General features: G+C 34.3%; 15 protein-coding genes. 12 read left to right on the top strand and 3 right to left on the bottom strand.

The annotated features are described in order from the left end of the window. The first annotated feature begins 26 nt into the window (after positions 1 to 26). From nadB to BUR17_RS13325, 7 genes are all read left to right on the top strand, one after another. Entirely contained in the window at positions 27 to 1,604 is a 1,578-nt protein-coding gene (gene nadB, locus BUR17_RS13295) for an L-aspartate oxidase (protein ID WP_074230838.1), read from the top strand. Positions 1,605 to 1,617: 13 nt separating this feature from the next. Beyond that, positions 1,618 to 2,661 carry a PDDEXK nuclease domain-containing protein gene (locus tag BUR17_RS13300; RefSeq protein ID WP_074230839.1) on the top strand — a complete coding sequence of 348 codons (1,044 nt, stop codon included), beginning with the start codon at positions 1,618 to 1,620 and terminating at the stop codon, positions 2,659 to 2,661. Continuing rightward, entirely contained in the window at positions 2,661 to 3,521 is an 861-nt protein-coding gene (gene nadC / locus BUR17_RS13305; protein ID WP_074230840.1) for a carboxylating nicotinate-nucleotide diphosphorylase, read from the top strand. Before BUR17_RS13300 ends, nadC begins: the two co-directional genes overlap by 1 nt. Positions 3,522 to 3,733: 212 nt before the next feature. After that, positions 3,734 to 6,466 (top strand): TonB-dependent receptor, encoded by a 2,733-nt coding sequence (locus BUR17_RS13310; RefSeq protein WP_074230841.1) that lies wholly within the window; start codon positions 3,734 to 3,736, stop codon positions 6,464 to 6,466. Positions 6,467 to 6,555: 89 nt separating this feature from the next. Then, positions 6,556 to 6,993: a hypothetical protein gene (locus tag BUR17_RS13315; protein WP_074230842.1), complete on the top strand. Its 438-nt coding sequence runs from the start codon at positions 6,556 to 6,558 to the stop codon at positions 6,991 to 6,993. A 29-nt stretch (positions 6,994 to 7,022) separates the two neighbouring features. After that, complete coding sequence (locus BUR17_RS13320) at positions 7,023 to 8,015, top strand: aspartate-semialdehyde dehydrogenase (protein WP_074230843.1); 993 nt, start codon at positions 7,023 to 7,025, stop codon at positions 8,013 to 8,015. A 201-nt stretch (positions 8,016 to 8,216) separates the two neighbouring features. Next, positions 8,217 to 9,212, top strand: coding sequence for a cation diffusion facilitator family transporter (locus BUR17_RS13325; protein WP_074230844.1), 996 nt, complete (start codon positions 8,217 to 8,219; stop codon positions 9,210 to 9,212). 338 nt (positions 9,213 to 9,550) lie between these two features. Here the strand turns inward: BUR17_RS13325 and BUR17_RS13330 are convergent, their stop codons facing one another. Further along, complete coding sequence (locus tag BUR17_RS13330; RefSeq protein WP_074230845.1) at positions 9,551 to 9,991, bottom strand: exosortase F system-associated membrane protein; 441 nt, start codon at positions 9,989 to 9,991, stop codon at positions 9,551 to 9,553. Further along, positions 9,978 to 10,508, bottom strand: coding sequence for an exosortase family protein XrtF (gene xrtF / locus BUR17_RS13335; RefSeq protein ID WP_074230846.1), 531 nt, complete (start codon positions 10,506 to 10,508; stop codon positions 9,978 to 9,980). The genes BUR17_RS13330 and xrtF overlap by 14 nt, the downstream gene beginning before the upstream one ends. Positions 10,509 to 10,558: 50 nt before the next feature. On the opposite strand from xrtF, the gene BUR17_RS13340 reads away from it, so the two are divergent. The 5 genes from BUR17_RS13340 to BUR17_RS13360 all read left to right on the top strand — a co-directional run bounded on the left by BUR17_RS13340 (position 10,559) and on the right by BUR17_RS13360 (position 14,273). Then, positions 10,559 to 11,581, top strand: a complete 1,023-nt coding sequence (locus BUR17_RS13340; protein ID WP_074230847.1) for an aminoglycoside phosphotransferase family protein — start codon at positions 10,559 to 10,561, stop codon at positions 11,579 to 11,581. A 181-nt stretch (positions 11,582 to 11,762) separates the two neighbouring features. Next, on the top strand, positions 11,763 to 12,173 hold the full coding sequence (locus BUR17_RS13345; RefSeq protein WP_074230848.1) for a RapZ C-terminal domain-containing protein: 411 nt from the start codon (positions 11,763 to 11,765) through the stop codon (positions 12,171 to 12,173). Positions 12,174 to 12,273: 100 nt separating this feature from the next. After that, entirely contained in the window at positions 12,274 to 12,987 is a 714-nt protein-coding gene (locus tag BUR17_RS13350) for a nucleotidyltransferase family protein (RefSeq protein WP_074230849.1), read from the top strand. Between the two features lie 5 nt (positions 12,988 to 12,992). Then, entirely contained in the window at positions 12,993 to 13,745 is a 753-nt protein-coding gene (locus BUR17_RS13355; RefSeq protein ID WP_074230850.1) for an LOG family protein, read from the top strand. 57 nt (positions 13,746 to 13,802) lie between these two features. Next, positions 13,803 to 14,273 (top strand): DUF6702 family protein, encoded by a 471-nt coding sequence (locus BUR17_RS13360; RefSeq protein WP_074230851.1) that lies wholly within the window; start codon positions 13,803 to 13,805, stop codon positions 14,271 to 14,273. Positions 14,274 to 14,624: 351 nt separating this feature from the next. Here BUR17_RS13360 and BUR17_RS13365 read toward each other — a convergent pair whose 3' ends face one another. Next, positions 14,625 to 16,898 (bottom strand): T9SS type B sorting domain-containing protein, encoded by a 2,274-nt coding sequence (locus BUR17_RS13365; RefSeq protein ID WP_074230852.1) that lies wholly within the window; start codon positions 16,896 to 16,898, stop codon positions 14,625 to 14,627. Positions 16,899 to 17,010 lie beyond the last annotated feature (112 nt).

A 17,010-nucleotide genomic window follows, 5' to 3' on the forward strand; every position in this document is an offset into this window, starting at 1 on the left:
TTAGACGATTGTCTTAAAGCAAGAATATGATAAAAGCGGATGTATTAGTGATTGGTTCCGGAATTTCCGGATTATCTTATGCCATAAAAGTTTCAGAACAATTCCCCGATGCCAAAATAATCATTGTAACAAAATCAGACGAAGACGAGAGCAATACCAAGTATGCTCAAGGTGGTTTGGCGGTGGTTACCGATTCTAAAAATGATAATTTTGAAAAGCACATCGAAGATACCATGAGAGCCGGCGACGGTGAAAACAAACGTGATGTTGTAGAAATGGTCGTAAGAGAAGCTCCTGCAAGATTTAATGAAATTGTAGAGTGGGGCGCCAATTTTGATAAAAAAAATGGTGAATTTGCTTTAGGAAGAGAAGGAGGTCATACCGAAAACAGAATTGTACATCACAAAGATATTACCGGTTTTGAAATTGAAAGAGCTTTGCTTCAAACGGTTAAAAACAGCCCGAATATAGAAATACTCGATCATCATTACGTAATCGATATCATTACGCAGCACCATGTTCCAGGAAAAGAATTAAATGAAGGTGAAATTAATTGTTATGGTGCCTATATTTTAGATGAAAAATCAAAATCTATAAAAAAAATCACTTCCAAGATTACGTTGGTAGCTACTGGTGGAGCAGGGCATGTTTATAAAAACACAACAAACCCTACCATTGCAACCGGAGACGGAATCGCTTTCGTTGCTCGTGCAAAAGGGAAAGTGACGAATATGCAATATTATCAGTTTCATCCTACTGCTTTGTATAGCAAAATCGATGGAATGTTGTTTTTAATTTCTGAGGCAGTTCGTGGTGATGGAGCAAAATTGAGGACCAAAAGAGGGGAGAAGTTTATGCAAAAATATGATGAGAGGGAAGAATTGGCTTCTAGGGATATTGTTGCAAGAGCTATCGACGCAGAAATGAAAATCACAGGTGATGAATATGTTGGTCTTGATTGTCGTGAAATGAACCAACAAAAGTTTCTAGAACATTTTCCCAATATTTATAAAAAATGTAAAAGTGAAGGTGTTGACCCTTTTACTCAGCTTATTCCTGTTGTTCCGGCATGTCATTATCTAATGGGAGGAATTGATGTAGATAAAGATGGGCAATCTTCATTAAATAATTTATTTGCTGTCGGAGAATGTACCAATTCCGGACTTCATGGAGCAAACAGACTGGCTTCAAACTCTTTATTGGAAGGTTTGGTTTTTGGCCACAATGCAGCAATGAAAACAGTAGAATTATTAAAAGAAAATAATTTTAATTTTGATGATTTAAAAGCTGTTCCCGAATGGAATGAAGAAGGAATGAAAATTATTGACGAAATGGTCATTGTGTCTTACCTTAGAAAACAGCTCCAAGAAATGATGAGCAATCTGGTAGGAATTGTAAGAAGCAATAACAGGCTGAAAATGGCATTGCAGAAACATGCAGAAATTGCTGCTGCCGTTGACGAAATTTATCATTACTCTATCCTCTCGCCGCAACTTTCAGAATTAAGAAACCTTACAACAGTTGCACATCTGATTATCACCCAATCGATGGAAATGACTCAAAATAAAGGTGCATTTTATAATAAAGATTTAGTTCAAGCATAAAAATCAAGCAATAATGCTAGAAAAAAGCAATGAACAATACATAAGTTGGATTTTAGATTTAAAACAAAAAATTCAGCAAAGCCAAATCAAAGCGGCAATTCAGGTAAATTCTGCTCTGATAGAAATGTATTGGGATTTGGGGAAAGAGATCTCTGAAAGAAATTTTGAAAATAGCTATGGTTCAGGTTTCTTTTCGCAATTAAGCAAAGATCTACGTACAGAATTTCCCGAAATAAAAGGTTTTTCTGAGAGCAATTTAAAATACTGTAAAAGATTCTACTTATTTTATAATCAGGATGATGAAAATCGTCAACAACTTATTGACGAATTGAGTGATCAGATTTTTCTTGTTCCGTGGGGGCATCATGTCACATTAATAACAAAATGTAAAGACCCGAAAGAAGCTCATTTTTATATTAAAAAAACGATAGAAAATGGTTGGAGCAGAGCAGTTTTGCTCAATATGATTTCAGGAAAACTTATTGATACGCAAGGAAAGGCAATTACCAATTTTTCCAAAACGCTCCCTGATTATGAAAGTGATTTAATTCGTGAAACGCTCAAAGATCCCTATATTTTTGATTTCATTAATGTCACAGAGAGCTATAAAGAAAGAGAGCTAGAGAATGCTTTGGTAGAAAATATCTCAAAATTTTTAATTGAGCTTGGAAGTGGATTTGCTTTTGTAGGTAAGCAAGTTCAAATATCTGTAGGCAATCAGTCATTTTTTATAGATTTGCTTTTTTATCACATCAAACTGAAAAGATATGTTGTAATAGAATTGAAAACCGGACATTTCGAACCGGAATTTGCAGGGAAGCTCAACTTCTACGTCACAGCGGTCGACAAGCAGATGCGGGACGAAAATGACAATGCCACTGTGGGAATGATTATCTGTAAAGACAAAAATAAAATTATTGCAGAATATTCTCTTACCGATCTGCATAAACCTTTAGGGATTTCTTCTTATGAACTTAAAAAAATATTACCCGAAAATTTAAGATCACATCTTCCATCAATAGAAGATGTTGAAAAAGAATTAAAAAAATTACAATAATGAAAAGACCAAGCTACGCTACAGATAAAGTTTTAAAGCAGTTCATAAAAAATGCTTTAGAAGAAGACATTCAGGATGGAGATCACTCTACTTTGTCTACAATTCCTAAAGATCTTCAGCAAAGTGCAAAACTTTTGGTAAAAGAAAACTGTATTTTGGCAGGCGTTGAGCTGGCTGAAATTATTTTTAAAACTTTTGATAAAAATTTAGTAGTTGAAAATTACATTAAAGACGGTGACGTTGCAAAAGCAGGCGACATCGCTTTTATTGTAACAGGAAGTGCTAGATCAATTCTTTCAACGGAAAGATTAGTTCTCAATTGTATGCAGAGAATGAGTGGGATCGCTACATTAACTCATGATTGGGATTCTAGATTAATCGGTACAAAAACAAAACTTTTAGATACGCGAAAAACCACACCTAATTTCAGAGTTTGTGAAAAATGGGCAGTTGCTATCGGTGGCGGAACCAATCATAGATACGGTTTGTACGATATGATTATGTTGAAAGACAATCATATAGATTATAACGGGAGCATTACCAACGCCGTAAAAATGGCAAAAGACTATGTGAAAAAGTCGAAGAAAAAACTGAAGATCGAGGTCGAAACCAGAAATCTTGAAGAAGTACAGGAAGCGATCAATGCAAAGGTTGATAGAATTATGCTCGACAATATGGATGTTGCCACAATGAAAAAAGCAGTTAAGCTAATCGATGGCTCTTGTGAGAGCGAAGCTTCTGGTGGAATTACAAGAGATCAGCTGAAAGATATTGCTACCACAGGAGTTACTTTTATCTCTGTAGGAGCGCTTACTCATTCTGCTAATAATATCGATTTAAGTTTAAAAGCTGTTATGTAAAACATTATATTTTTAATAAAAACAAAGGTATTTTGTTAAAAATTAAATAATATGATTTTTTTCACCCCATAATTCGATTTTTGTATTTTGTTCTGAAAATCAGCAAATTAAGCTTTGTTAAGAATAGTTAAAAATTAACATTCAGTTAATAATAGTTAAATTTTATTTGTCGAATTTTGCATAAAATTTAATTCTAACTATTACTTACGATTATGAAATTAATCAACAAATCGATGCTAACTGTGATGATCTCACTTTCTACAGCTAGTGTTTATTATGCACAACAGGTTAAAGATACCGTTAGGGACGAAAGATCCAAGGATATTGAAACTGTTGTACTTACAGGTGTTGCCGATCTTGCTAAAGATAGAAAAACACCGGTTGCTGTTTCTACAATTAAAGAAGCACAAATTGTTGAAAGATTAGGAAATCAAGAATTTCCGGAAATCTTAAAATCCACACCATCAATTTATGCTGCAAAAGGCGGAGGAGGTTTTGGTGATGGTCGTATGAATATCCGTGGTTTCGATACCAATAATACTGCTGTAATGATTAACGGTGTACCTGTAAATGGTATGGAAGACGGAGCTGTTTATTGGAGTAACTGGTTAGGTCTTTCAGACGTAACTTCTGCAATGCAGATTCAAAGAGGTTTAGGATCTTCTAAATTAGCAATTGCTTCTGTAGGGGGAACAGTAAACATCGTAACAAGAGCTGCTGACAAGAAAAGAGAAGGAAATGTAATGCTTGGTGTTGGTAATGATGGTTATTTAAAAACTTTATTTTCATACAATACTGGTAAATCGGATAAAGGATGGTCTACATCATTCTTAATGTCGAGAACTGCAGGAGCTACTTATATTGATGGGTCAGATTTTGAAGCATATAACTATTATTTTGCTTTAGGTTATCAGCCTAATGAAAAGCACGATTTCCAATTTACTTTTACAGGAGCACCACAATGGCACATGCAGAACTTTCAAAGTTCAATCGCAAACTTCATTAAATATGGTGAAGATGGTGAGCCAAATAGAAGATACAACTCAAACTGGGGTTATATGAATGGAGATATAATGTCTCAATCAATCAACTTCTATAGCAAGCCTGTTGCCTCTGTTAACTGGGATTGGAAAATTTCTGAAAGATCAAAATTATCTACTGTTATTTACGGATCTTGGGGTAGAGGTGGTGGTACCGGTGTTATCGGTAGTGTCAATGGTACAAACATCAACAGTTTAGGTAAAACATCAGATGGTTTAATTAGATTTGATGATATTGCTAGATGGAATCAAGGACAGAATGTAATTTGGGATCCTAACGTAGCAAATAATACAGGTGTTAACAAAATCAACACAACTCCTGGTGTAGCAACAAGAACAAATGGTCTTGTTAGAAGAGCAAGTATCAACTCTCACGACTGGTATGGTTTGCTATCTAATTTCCAACATAAAATCAATGAAAACTGGAATTTTTCAGGAGGTATTGATTTGAGATATTATTATGGATATCACCCAGGAGTTTTAACAGAACTTTGGGGTAATAACAAATATATTGAGAAAGATAACATGAATATTCCTGGTGGATACGATGTTACTTTAGTTCAAAACCCTGCTCCTTCTGCGAATCCTTTTGTAAAGTCTGTAAAAGATCAAAATCAGATTGTTTATAGAAACTATGATGGGCAAGTTCTTTGGGGAGGTGTTTTCGGACAATTAGAATATTCAAAAGATAAAATTTCAGCATTCATTCAAGGTTCTGCTTCAGAGCAAGGATACAAAAGAATTGATAACTGGTTAAAAGATGGTGCTATTCAACAAGGGCAGGTTGTTACTCAAAAAACAGATACTAAATTCCTTTTTGGATTCAACGCAAAAGCAGGAATTAACTATAATATAGATGAGCAACACAATGTTTTTGCAAACGTCGGTTATTATTCTAAACAGCCACTTTTTAACTCAGTTTATAATGCACCACTTGCTGCTGCTTCAGGTACTAATCCCTTAGTTAATACGCCGGATGGTAGAGCACAGGGAAGTCAGCAAATTGTAAATCCATTATTAACTAATGAAAAAATTGCTTCTGCAGAATTAGGATATGGTTTCAGAAGTAAAATGTTTACTGCAAATGTAAACCTTTACTACACTTCTTGGAAAGACAGATATCAGAGATTTACGAACTTACCAAATATTCCAATCAACCCTACTTTACCTGCAACAGGTACAAATGTATATACAAGACCTTTTGCTAATTTAACAGGGATTGAAGAAATTCACATGGGAGTAGAATTTGAGGGAACATTAAAAGTAACTGATTATTTATCTTTCAACGGAATGTTTTCAATCGGTAATTGGGAATACAAAGGTAATCCTAATGGAACTTTATACGATGAAAACGGAACTCCAATTAGCTTTAATGGAAATACAGAAGTGAGCTTTGCTTTAGATGGAGTAAAAGTTTCCGATGCTGCTCAAACAACGGCTGCTTTAGGATTTACACTAAAACCAGTAAAACAACTTAGTGTATTTGCAAACTGGAATTACTATGATAACTATTATGGGCTAATCAATTTCGCTGATGTATATGTAAGACCTAATGGAACTACTACCAATAATGGAACTAAAGGGGCTTTAGAGTATCCAAGTTATAACTTGTTTGATCTAGGTTTATCTTACACATTTAATGTAGGTAAAAACCAAAGATTAGTACTTACAGGTAATGTTTATAACTTATTTGATACTACATATATTTCTGATGGTAAATCTTCTACGCACGTTAAAGATTTAGCAGACTTCAAAACTGCAACCAATACAGATGCACAAGCACAAGCAGCATATAATACTTATATTAATAATCCGCAAAACTTCTACAAAGGTTTAGATACAAGTAATACTGTTTATTTCGGTTTCGGTAGAACTTGGGCGGCGTCTATTGCATTCAAATTCTAATAATTTAAAACTTATTACATATCAAATCCCAGCTTTATCGCTGGGATTTTTTTATATTTGTATACTTTAAAAATAGAAAAAATAGAAGTATGGATTTTTACAAGATTTTATTGAGCGCTCATAAAGGATTTGCCTATTTGGAACTCGGATTAACAGCACTATTCATCGTCGCTTTATTAACCGTAATGTTCGGATATAGCGGGAAAGTAAACAAGTTACTGAAGAAAGTTACTTTATTTACAATGATCTTCTTCCACGTTCAGTTTACACTTGGAGTAATTATGCTAATAACATCTCCAGGCTTAAAAGTTGTTTTATCAGCTGGAACATTAATGAGTGATGCGTATTCAAGATTTCAATATGTAGAACATCCATTTTCTATGTTAATTGCTGCAGTTTTGATGACCATCATCAACAAAAAAGTAAAATCTAATGATACCATTTCTTTAGGAATTGTAATCATGGGATTGATTGCAGTAGGTTTATTTGCTTTTGCATTTCCATGGACAAGAGTCTTTGGAGCTTAATTATATTAACTTAATTTTTTTAAACAACAATGAAAGTAGCTGTAGTAGGTTCAACAGGAATGGTTGGACAAGTGATGCTTAAAGTTCTCGAAGAGAGAAATTTCCCTGTAACAGAATTAATTCCGGTAGCTTCGGAAAGATCTATTGGTAAACAGGTGAAGTATAAACAGGTAGATTATACTATCGTAAGCATCGACGACGCTATAGCTGCCAAACCTGATATTGCAATTTTCTCTGCAGGAGGCGATACTTCTTTAGAATACGCTCCCAAATTTGCTGAAGCAGGAATTACCGTAATCGATAATTCTTCAGCTTGGAGAATGGATCCAACTAAAAAATTAGTTGTTCCGGAAATCAATGCTGATGTTTTAACAAAAGAAGACAAAATTATTGCAAATCCAAACTGTTCTACCATTCAGTTGGTAATGGTTTTAGGTCCATTGAATAAAAAATACGACTTAAAAAGAGTCATTGTTTCTACCTATCAGTCTGTAACAGGTACAGGAAAAGCTGCTGTAGATCAGTTGAACGGAGAGATCAGCGGAGACGATTCTGTAGCTAAAGTTTATCCTTATCAGATCTTCAAAAATGCATTGCCACATTGTGATGTATTTTCGGATGATGATTACACTAAAGAAGAAATTAAATTAATGAAAGAGCCTAAAAAGATTTTAGGTGACGATACATTCAATTTAACGGCAACTGCAGTAAGAGTTCCTGTACAGGGAGGTCACTCTGAAAGTGTAAATATCGAATTTGAAAACGAATTTGAATTGGATGAGGTAAGAAAAATCTTATCTGAAACTCCGGGAGTTGTAGTAATGGATAACGTAAAAAACAATGAATATCCTATGCCGTTCTATTCAGAAGGGAAAGACGAAGTTTTCGTCGGAAGAATCAGAAGAGATCTCTCACAACCGAAAACACTTAACCTCTGGATTGTAGCAGACAATCTGCGAAAAGGCGCTGCCACCAACGCAGTACAGATTGCAGAATACTTAGTAGCAAACAACTTAGTATAAACTAACAAAAAAGAAAAGAGTCTCCAAAAGAGATTCTTTTTTTTATCAAATAATTTTAAGTTATTGGTTTTAGTTGCTGGTTTTAATAAGCCCTGAAAGGACGACTTAACAAAGGATAGGATAGAGTCCTATCAAAAAAACAACGGTTTACCAATATTAATGGTTCAGATAAATAATGAACATTAAATATCAAGACAAAAAATGGCAACAAAAAATATCAATAAAGACAAAATAGGCTTCCAGAAAATCATTGCCGTTTTCGGAATCATTTTATTCATCGGGAAAATCATCGCGTGGAAACTCACAGATTCCGATGCTGTGTTTTCTGATGCTATGGAAAGTATTGTGAATGTTATCAGTGCTTTTATGGGACTGTATTCTTTGCATTTGGCATCAAAACCAAAAGATGAAGACCATCCTTACGGGCACGGAAAAGTAGAATTTGTCACCTCCGGAATTGAAGGAGCATTGATTGCCATTGCAGGGGTAATGATTATTTATGAAGGGATCAACAGTTTAATAACAGGTAAGGTTTTAGGACAGTTAGATTGGGGAATTGCCATTATTGCAGTGACGGCGATTGTTAACTATATTTTGGGCTATATTTCAGTTAAAAAAGGGGAAAGAGAAAACTCTTTGGTTCTCATATCATCAGGAAAACATCTTCAGTCAGATACAATTACCACTTTGGGAGTGGTGATCAGTTTAATCATCGTGTACTTCACCAAAATCTATTGGATTGACTCTGTTGTTGCCTTAATATTCGGTTTCTACATTATTTTCGTAGGCTACAAAATTGTTAGAAAATCGCTTCGTGGAATTATGGACGAGCAAGACCCTGAACTTCTAAACAACATTATTGATCTTCTCGAAAAAAACAGAAAAATAGAATGGATTGACATTCACAACATGAAAATCCAGCAGTTTGGTTCGTCACTTCACATCGATGCGCACATCACTTTGCCATATTATTACAGCCTTCGTGAGGCACATAATCAAATGGAACAGGTAATACTTCTTTTAGCCAAAAACACCAAACGTACCGTAGAATTCAATTTCCATATGGATGATTGCAAGACAATTTCTTGCCCGCTTTGCCAGATTATGGACTGCCCTGTACGAAAACAACCATTTGTAAAAAGAGTAGAATGGACGGCAGAAAATGTAACAAGAGTCGAAAAACATACCGTCGATTAGTTTTTTTTAGAAGCTGTTTCCCGCTCTACGCTCATACTCCTCACACAGCCGCTTTTCCATCTCTTGTTGCGGGGTAACCGCTGCGATCGGGGCTATAAAAACTCAAACCTAACAGGTTTTAACTATGTATAAAAAATTGTGTTTACGATGATGTAGTCAAGAATAGTTGCTATTTTTTACGAGAATAATTCGCCTACTTATTGAATTTATAAAGAATCATCCGTATAAATTCTAATAAAAACACTCCGTAGGAGTGATATCTGTGTAGCAAAAATTAAAATGAATAAAACATGGCGCTCCGTAGGAGCGCTATCTTAATATTTAAGATTTCTTTTAAATTAATTTGAATTCCTCAACATCATTTGCTTTCTATAATAAAACAAAGGAATAATCAAAAGCAGAATCAAAGGTTGTATTACAAACCTTCTCATATAAAAAGAGAAAAGATAACCAATATCAAACCTATCTGAAATACAAAACAGGTAGATAGGAAACGTAATCACGAAAATAATCGAAATTAAGACCGCTCCTTGAACTGTCCATTCCTTATTTTTAAATAAAAAATGAATGATAACACATGAAAAAAATAGGTTTAAAACAAACCTGAAAATATGACTGATAATCAGTTTTTCCCATTCAAATTCAGGAAAAGGAATATCTTTATTGCCTTCGTGGAAAAAATTCAAAAAAGGATCGTAGAAAATCTGGTCTTCCAGCATTCTTACTCCAACGAGTCCGAAAACTCCAACGATAACCAGAAACCAATTAAGAATTTTCATTTTTCAAAGCAAAAAATTTAATCCAGACTAACCAAAGTACAACTACGCTTCCATAAATCACGGCTGGAAAAACATAATCATGTCCTATTTTGTTGTATTCATGATAATCACGAGAAATAATATTGAGCCCGACTATTCTCAAAACATTCATAATATAAAGTATTAAAAGACTTATCGCTATAAAAACGAAAGTTTTAGTTCCTTTATAAAATGCAAAAATAAACGCCACAAAAAGAATGATTACCGAGATTGCGTTACAGCCTTCCACCATTCTGGTAACATATACTTTATTTACGTAAAACCAAACCTGCTCTTTAGGAACATCATTGTACAAAAGAGTGGTGTAACCCATTTTGTTTTGAATGAAAGCTACATTCTCGGCGATAAAACGCGAATAAGGATCAAGACCTTGTTCTTTAAAACTGGTAAGATAAAACTGATACGCAAAAAGCAGCACCAAATAAATGATGATAAAGCGCAGCAGAATACCCAAAACAGGCTTAAAGTCTTTTAACATGCTGCAAAGATAGCAATTAGCACGTAAATTAGTATATTTGTTACCATATTATGACTTCTGAAAACGCAAAAAGATTTTTTGAAAACCATTTTGGCGAAAAATCAACTCAATTTGTTACGTTAGCTCAAAGCGGTTCTGCAAGGGTCAATTTTTTGGCTCAAAATCAAATCGGGAAATACATCATTACCTACAACGAGAATATTGCCGAAAATGAAAGTTTCCTGTATTTCTCAAAACTGTTTTCTGAATTGAATCTCAACACGCCAAGAATATTTTCTGTTTCAGACGATCGGAAAATATATATTCAGGAATTTTTAGGAGAAAAAACTTTTTCAGAAATCATTGCAGAAGAAGATTTGTCAGAAAATGTACAGACTTTGGTGAAGCAAACGCTCAAACAGCTTTTTGAACTTCAGGAAAAAACAAACGGAAAAATAGATTTCCACAAAACTTTTGAATACGAAAGTTATGATGAGCTTCCGGTAATGCATGATTTGTATTACTTTAAAAATTTCGTTGCTGATGTTTTAGAATTAGAATATCACAAATCATCTCTACTGAAAGAATTTAAAGAAATCATCAATCTGATAGAAAACCTTGAGCCGAAAGGCATCATGATTCGGGATTTTCAGGCAAGAAATATTATGGTGAATAATGAAAATAAAGTTTCTTTTATTGATTATCAGTCTGCAATGAAAGGTCCTTTAATGTATGATGTCATTTCATTTTTGTTTCAGGCTAAAGCCAATTTTCCTGAGAATTTCAAAAACGAAATGCTTGAATTTTATATTCAGCAGTTTGAAGATAAAGAAACTCAGTCTCAACTGAAAAATTCGGTAAAGCCAATTCAGATGATGAGGTTTTTACAGGTTTTGGGAGCTTACGGTTTCCGTGGACTGATTCAAAGAAAGCAACATTTCATTGCAAGCATCGATAAAGGCATTCAAAATATTACAGCATTTTCAGATAGTTGGGATGAGATGAAAAATTATCCCGAGCTGAAAAAAGTAATTGAACAAATGAGTTCTGAAAAAGTTAAATTTAAAATATTAGAAATATTAAAGGTAAATTAAACCATTAAGGATTAAGGTTGATTAAACTCAAGGTTTGTCATTCCGTAGGAATCTCAACTCTGAAAAGAATTAACTTCGCTTAGATTCCTACGAAATGACAAAGAGAATTTAAAACTTTAAAAAAAATATCACCTTAGTAATCAATCATCATTTATCAACAATCAATTATAAATAAACAAACATGCTACACATAGACATTCACAGTTTTTCATATAAAAAAGGAGGAATCCCTAAAGACGATTCAGGAAACGGAGGTGGTTTTACATTCGATTGCCGAGGAATTTTAAATCCGGGAAGAGTAGAAGAATATAAAATCCAGACCGGAAACGATATTGGAGTTCAGGAATATTTAGAAACAAAAACAGAAATGCCTCAGTTTTTAGAATTAATTAAAAACTTAGTTTCAATTAACATTGATAATTATTTAGGAAGAGGTTTTGAAAACCTGCAAATCAATTTCGGATGTACCGGAGGACAACACAGATCGGTTTATTCGGCCATTAAAATTGCTCATTTTATTGAAGAAAAATATGGTGATAAAGTAGAAATAAGTCTTCACCACGACGAGCAACACCAACTTAATCATAAGTAATGGGTGATGTGCAATAAGTAATATATTAGCTTCGCTATTATTATTATTTATTTACATGTTTTTAAATTACTCATTACCAATTATTTATTACCCATAATTTATGAAGGCATTAATTTTTGCAGCAGGAAAAGGCACCCGATTGAAACCTTTTACAGATCATCATCCTAAAGCTTTGGCTAAAGTGAATGGCGTTCCGCTTTTAGAAAGAAATATAAAATATCTCAAAGGTTTCGGGATTACTGACTTTGTGATCAATATCCATCATTTTGGGGATCAAATCGTTACGTTTTTAAAGAAAAATGATAATTTTGGCTGTAAGATTGAAATCTCCGACGAATCAGATGAGTTGTTGGAAACAGGTGGTGGTTTGATTTTTGCTAAAGAATTCCTCAATCATGGTGAAGACTTCCTGATTATGAATGCCGATATCCTTACCAAGATCAATATTGATGATTTTGTAAGCTATCACAAAGAAATTAAAGATTTTGCTACCTTAGCGGTTTCAGACAGAGAGAGTTCTAGAAAACTGTTGTTTAATGATGACTTGGTTTTAAGAGGCTGGCTGAATGTACAGACAGGAGAACAGCGTCTTGCAGAATTCAACAAGGGATTCAGACCTTTGGCTTTTAGCGGGGTGCATTGCATTAATCCTGTTATTTTTGACAAAATAAAAAGAAAGGGAAAGTTTTCTGTGATGGAAGAGTATCTGGATTTGATGCAGACTGAAAAAATTCACGGTTTTGTGCACGACAGCATTTTAGTTGACGTAGGAAGACCGGAGTCTGTAATTGAAGCAGAAAAATATTTTAAATAATTTGAATGAGAACTGAAGGAACAAGAGACGAAAGTTTAGAAAATACAGAATTAGATATCAACGAAACTAAACTACATAATAGTTTACGCGAAAAAACCTGGGACGAAACCATTACCAAAGACAGCTGGATGGTTTTCAAAGTAATGGCAGAGTTTGTAGATGGCTACGAAAAAATGGCAAGAATAGGACCTTGCGTTTCTATTTTCGGGTCTGCAAGATTGAAGCCTGAAAGTAAATATTACCAAATGGCTGTTGAAATTGCTGAAAAAATCACCAAAATAGGTTTCGGTGTAATTACAGGAGGTGGTCCCGGAATTATGGAAGCAGGAAACAAAGGCGCTTTCAATGCAGAAGGAAAATCAATCGGGCTAAATATCGACCTTCCTTTCGAACAACATTTTAATCCGTATATTAACAAACTGTATTCGCTGAATTTTGATTATTTCTTTGTAAGAAAAGTGATGTTTGTAAAATACTCTCAAGGATTTATTGTTATGCCGGGAGGTTTTGGTACATTAGACGAACTTACAGAAGCAATGACATTAATTCAAACCAATAAAATAGGACGTTTTCCAATTGTTTTGGTAGGATCTGAGTTTTGGGGAGGTTTGCTGGATTGGTTTAAAGCAACATTACTAAAAGAAGGAATGATTTCTGATGGTGATCTTGATCTTTACCGTGTGGTAGATAGCGCAGACGAATCGGTAGCTCACATTAAGGCTTTTTATGACAAGTACTCTGTGAACGTTAACTTTTAATTGGCATCAAATTTGACCAAATATATTTAGCAATATGCTGTAAATCTATAAATTGAGATGAAAAAATTTTTATATATATCGGGTATTTTTACATTGATTATACTGATGAGTTTTTCTGTGGCAGACTTTTTCTCGTCCATGACAAAAGCAGATTATGTTGATGGTAGCAAAACGCTAAAGTTTACGATGAAAGTAAATACAAGCCATATTTCTGATGCGATTAAAATCAACAGAAATACTGCAGGATTTGAAGCTGAAGTAAAAAAATATGTAAATAATAACTTTGATGTATTTGTAAATGGTTCTCCTAAAGCCTTAACCTTTACAGGAAGTCAGGTAAGCGGAGAAACGGTTTGGGTGTATTTTGAAGCCGGAGGTATTTCTGATATTAATACTTTAAAAATAAAAAACACATTACTTTTGAGTGCATTTCCTAAGCAAATAAACCTAGTAAGCATTGCATATAAAGGAAACCAGAAAATGATGAATTTTCAGCGCGGAAAAGAGGTAAATGAAGTGTCTTTCTAAAAGAGATTTCTAATATGAATAATGAAACCATTGCTTTTGCAGTGGTTTTTTGGTTTTCTTATGATACTTAATAATTATTTGTAAAACTTTTTAATGAGAATTTTCAATACTGGAAGATAAACAAAGCCGTTTGACTACGTAATTTATTTCAGAAAGACAAAATTTAAAATCATAATGGGGTGAGAATTATATTTGAAGATAAATTAAGCTTTTTTAATTTCTTTTAATCGTTCAATAACTTAGATTATTTAGTATTAAAATTATACTAACGGATGACATTTAAATAAAAAAAGAATCCATCTCACGAATGAGACAGATTCTTTAAAATTAAGTATAGTTTGAAAAAAAAAATTATTCTCTGTTTTTTACAATAATCCAACCAGATAATTTTACCGGAGTTTTGGTTTTATTGTTTTCGTTCCATGTTACAGAATACCAGTAGCTTCCTGTAGGAACTTTTCTTCCATTTGCAGTTCCGTCCCATTTGTAATTATTGGTTTTGTCCCCCTGATGAATTTTTGCTCCGTATCGGTTGTAAACACTGAATGTTAAATCTATTTTACTTCCCAATGCAGAGTAATCTATCACATCGTTACGACCGTCTCCGTTTGGAGTGATTACGTTAATGATATTAGGAACCGTAACTTCAGTTTCCATTGGTTCGCAATCGTAAGAATCTTTCACAAAAATCTTGTGTACTCCTCTCGAAAGTCCTTTAAATACATTAGAAGCTTGCCAATTTACATTATCTAAAGAATATTGGTAAGCAGGAGTTCCACCATTAGCATAAACTGTAATTGTTGTTGCAGCGACATCAACTGATGTAATTACAGGTTGCTCCGAAGCAAATACTTTTACATTTTGAAGAGCAGTACAGTCTCCGGTTTTTAGCTTTACCCAATACGTTCCGACTCCAACGTTTGAAATAGTTTGAGTAGTTGCACCTGTGCTCCATTCGTAGCTATCAAAACCTGTTCCTGCATCTAATGTCGTTTTATCTTCTACGCAGATGATTTTATCTTTTAAAACTGTAGAATATACTGGTGGGATTACCGTTAAAGTCACCTTCGCAATTGCATAACATCCGTTTGCATTGGTTACTTTGATGTAAACTACACCATTTGGAGCAATGTAAGGATTAGTCGTGATTATTTCGTTGCTTCCGTTGATGGCATCTTGTAATGACGGATAATATTTTTTTGTTATTCCGGTCTGTGTGGTTACTGTCGCATTGGTAAGATTAAATGATCCCATTGAAACATTGTTTTCCAGGAAACATGATCTGAGAGTTGCATCGTTTACAACAACAACAACAGGGAAGTGGTTAAGAGTAATAACTGCATTATCTGTACATCCTTGTGGAGTAGTAACTTTTACATGAACTGTTGCTCCGTTTGCTGCAGGATAATTTGCCCAGTTTAGGATTTCACTAGTTCCTGCATTAAGGTTAGCAAGGGTAGGATAGTATCTTTTTGTAACACCCGGAAGTGTAGTTACAGCAGCGGTACTCAAATCGAAGTAAGCAAGTCCTGCATTGTTATTGTTACAAGCTGTTATCGTGGCATCATCTGCGGCAAACGGACTCGGATTTAAAACAATTCTTGCATCACCATTATCACATAACGTAGATGAAGGATCTTTTATAACCACAGAAATTGTAGTATTCCCAGAATATTGAAAATTTGTAGGAGTTGCAATAGGCGTAGAACTTCCTAAAACATAATAAGTGATGATATAGTTTCCAGGGTTGTTTACAAACTGATTGGCATAAGAAGTTAAATCTACAAATCCGTTTCCGGTTGCAGGGTTTGTACACACAAACGGAGTGATGCTGTTTTGTAAAATTGGAACTTTATCAATATATATTTTCGCATTTTTAATAGAATGTCTTGCACTTGCAGCTCCTGTTCCTGCAGAAAACCCAAAATATCCCTGAGTCATACCGATTGCACCACCAGAAGGAGCAAAAGAAGTATCTGTAATAAGCACGCCGTCTATTCTTATCTGGATTTTCCAGTTATTAATGTTACCTGGATCTACCTCACCATTTACTTCCACATGTTTATAATTAGCTCCTACAAAAGGTTGCGTAGGGTTTAGATCTGCAGAGTGGAAAGTACTGTTTGCCGTCATATTGTATTCAATATTTGGATTTCCGGCAGGTACATTGTTTGTACCATATAAAACGTGCACTTTACTCATCTGTCCTTCCGTAGAGTTATTGAATATATCGAATGCAACCATTAATCCGTTTGCGTTTGCGGGGATTCCAAGTCCGCCTCCGGTTGTAAATGTTGTTGGAGGATTAGAAAGATACCAGAATGTAAGACCGTCACCTCTTCCGTAAGCAGTCGTTCCGTTTCCGTCTATTCTGAAATCAAATTCAACTTTCCATTTATCACAATATTTAAGATTGATAGGGTCAGACAACTTAATTGCACCAAATTTACTGGTTTGGTCAGGAGTAAGCTGTACAAAATCTCCGGTTGCTGTCGCAGAAGGAACGATGTCCCATCCTGTTGTATTGATTACAGGTGTACCGGTGAGTTGATAAGTTTGGGCATCGATTTGAGTATTGAATATTGTTAGTATTAACAGAAAAGTGGTGAGTAAAAGTTTTTTCATACTTACTTTAATATTTATTATTTGGTAAAATTATTCGTTTTTTTTGTTTAAAATAAGGTTAAAAAGGTAAGGAAGTAGCTATTGAGTATTAAAAAATAATAACTGAATATAG

The organism is Chryseobacterium scophthalmum, from assembly GCF_900143185.1.
GTDB classification, from domain to species: Bacteria; Bacteroidota; Bacteroidia; order Flavobacteriales; family Weeksellaceae; genus Chryseobacterium; species Chryseobacterium scophthalmum.

Bases quoted from the DNA above. Each gene is read 5' to 3' on its own strand.
- nadB (WP_074230838.1), top strand. From the start codon at position 27: ATGATAAAAGCGGATGTATTAGTGATTGGTTCCGGAATTTCCGGATTA.
- BUR17_RS13300 (WP_074230839.1), top strand. From the start codon at position 1,618: ATGCTAGAAAAAAGCAATGAACAATACATAAGTTGGATTTTAGATTTA.
- nadC (WP_074230840.1), top strand. From the start codon at position 2,661: ATGAAAAGACCAAGCTACGCTACAGATAAAGTTTTAAAGCAGTTCATA.
- BUR17_RS13310 (WP_074230841.1), top strand. From the start codon at position 3,734: ATGAAATTAATCAACAAATCGATGCTAACTGTGATGATCTCACTTTCT.
- BUR17_RS13315 (WP_074230842.1), top strand. From the start codon at position 6,556: ATGGATTTTTACAAGATTTTATTGAGCGCTCATAAAGGATTTGCCTAT.
- BUR17_RS13320 (WP_074230843.1), top strand. From the start codon at position 7,023: ATGAAAGTAGCTGTAGTAGGTTCAACAGGAATGGTTGGACAAGTGATG.
- BUR17_RS13325 (WP_074230844.1), top strand. From the start codon at position 8,217: ATGGCAACAAAAAATATCAATAAAGACAAAATAGGCTTCCAGAAAATC.
- BUR17_RS13330 (WP_074230845.1), bottom strand. From the start codon at position 9,991: ATGAAAATTCTTAATTGGTTTCTGGTTATCGTTGGAGTTTTCGGACTC.
- xrtF (WP_074230846.1), bottom strand. From the start codon at position 10,508: ATGTTAAAAGACTTTAAGCCTGTTTTGGGTATTCTGCTGCGCTTTATC.
- BUR17_RS13340 (WP_074230847.1), top strand. From the start codon at position 10,559: ATGACTTCTGAAAACGCAAAAAGATTTTTTGAAAACCATTTTGGCGAA.
- BUR17_RS13345 (WP_074230848.1), top strand. From the start codon at position 11,763: ATGCTACACATAGACATTCACAGTTTTTCATATAAAAAAGGAGGAATC.
- BUR17_RS13350 (WP_074230849.1), top strand. From the start codon at position 12,274: ATGAAGGCATTAATTTTTGCAGCAGGAAAAGGCACCCGATTGAAACCT.
- BUR17_RS13355 (WP_074230850.1), top strand. From the start codon at position 12,993: ATGAGAACTGAAGGAACAAGAGACGAAAGTTTAGAAAATACAGAATTA.
- BUR17_RS13360 (WP_074230851.1), top strand. From the start codon at position 13,803: ATGAAAAAATTTTTATATATATCGGGTATTTTTACATTGATTATACTG.
- BUR17_RS13365 (WP_074230852.1), bottom strand. From the start codon at position 16,898: ATGAAAAAACTTTTACTCACCACTTTTCTGTTAATACTAACAATATTC.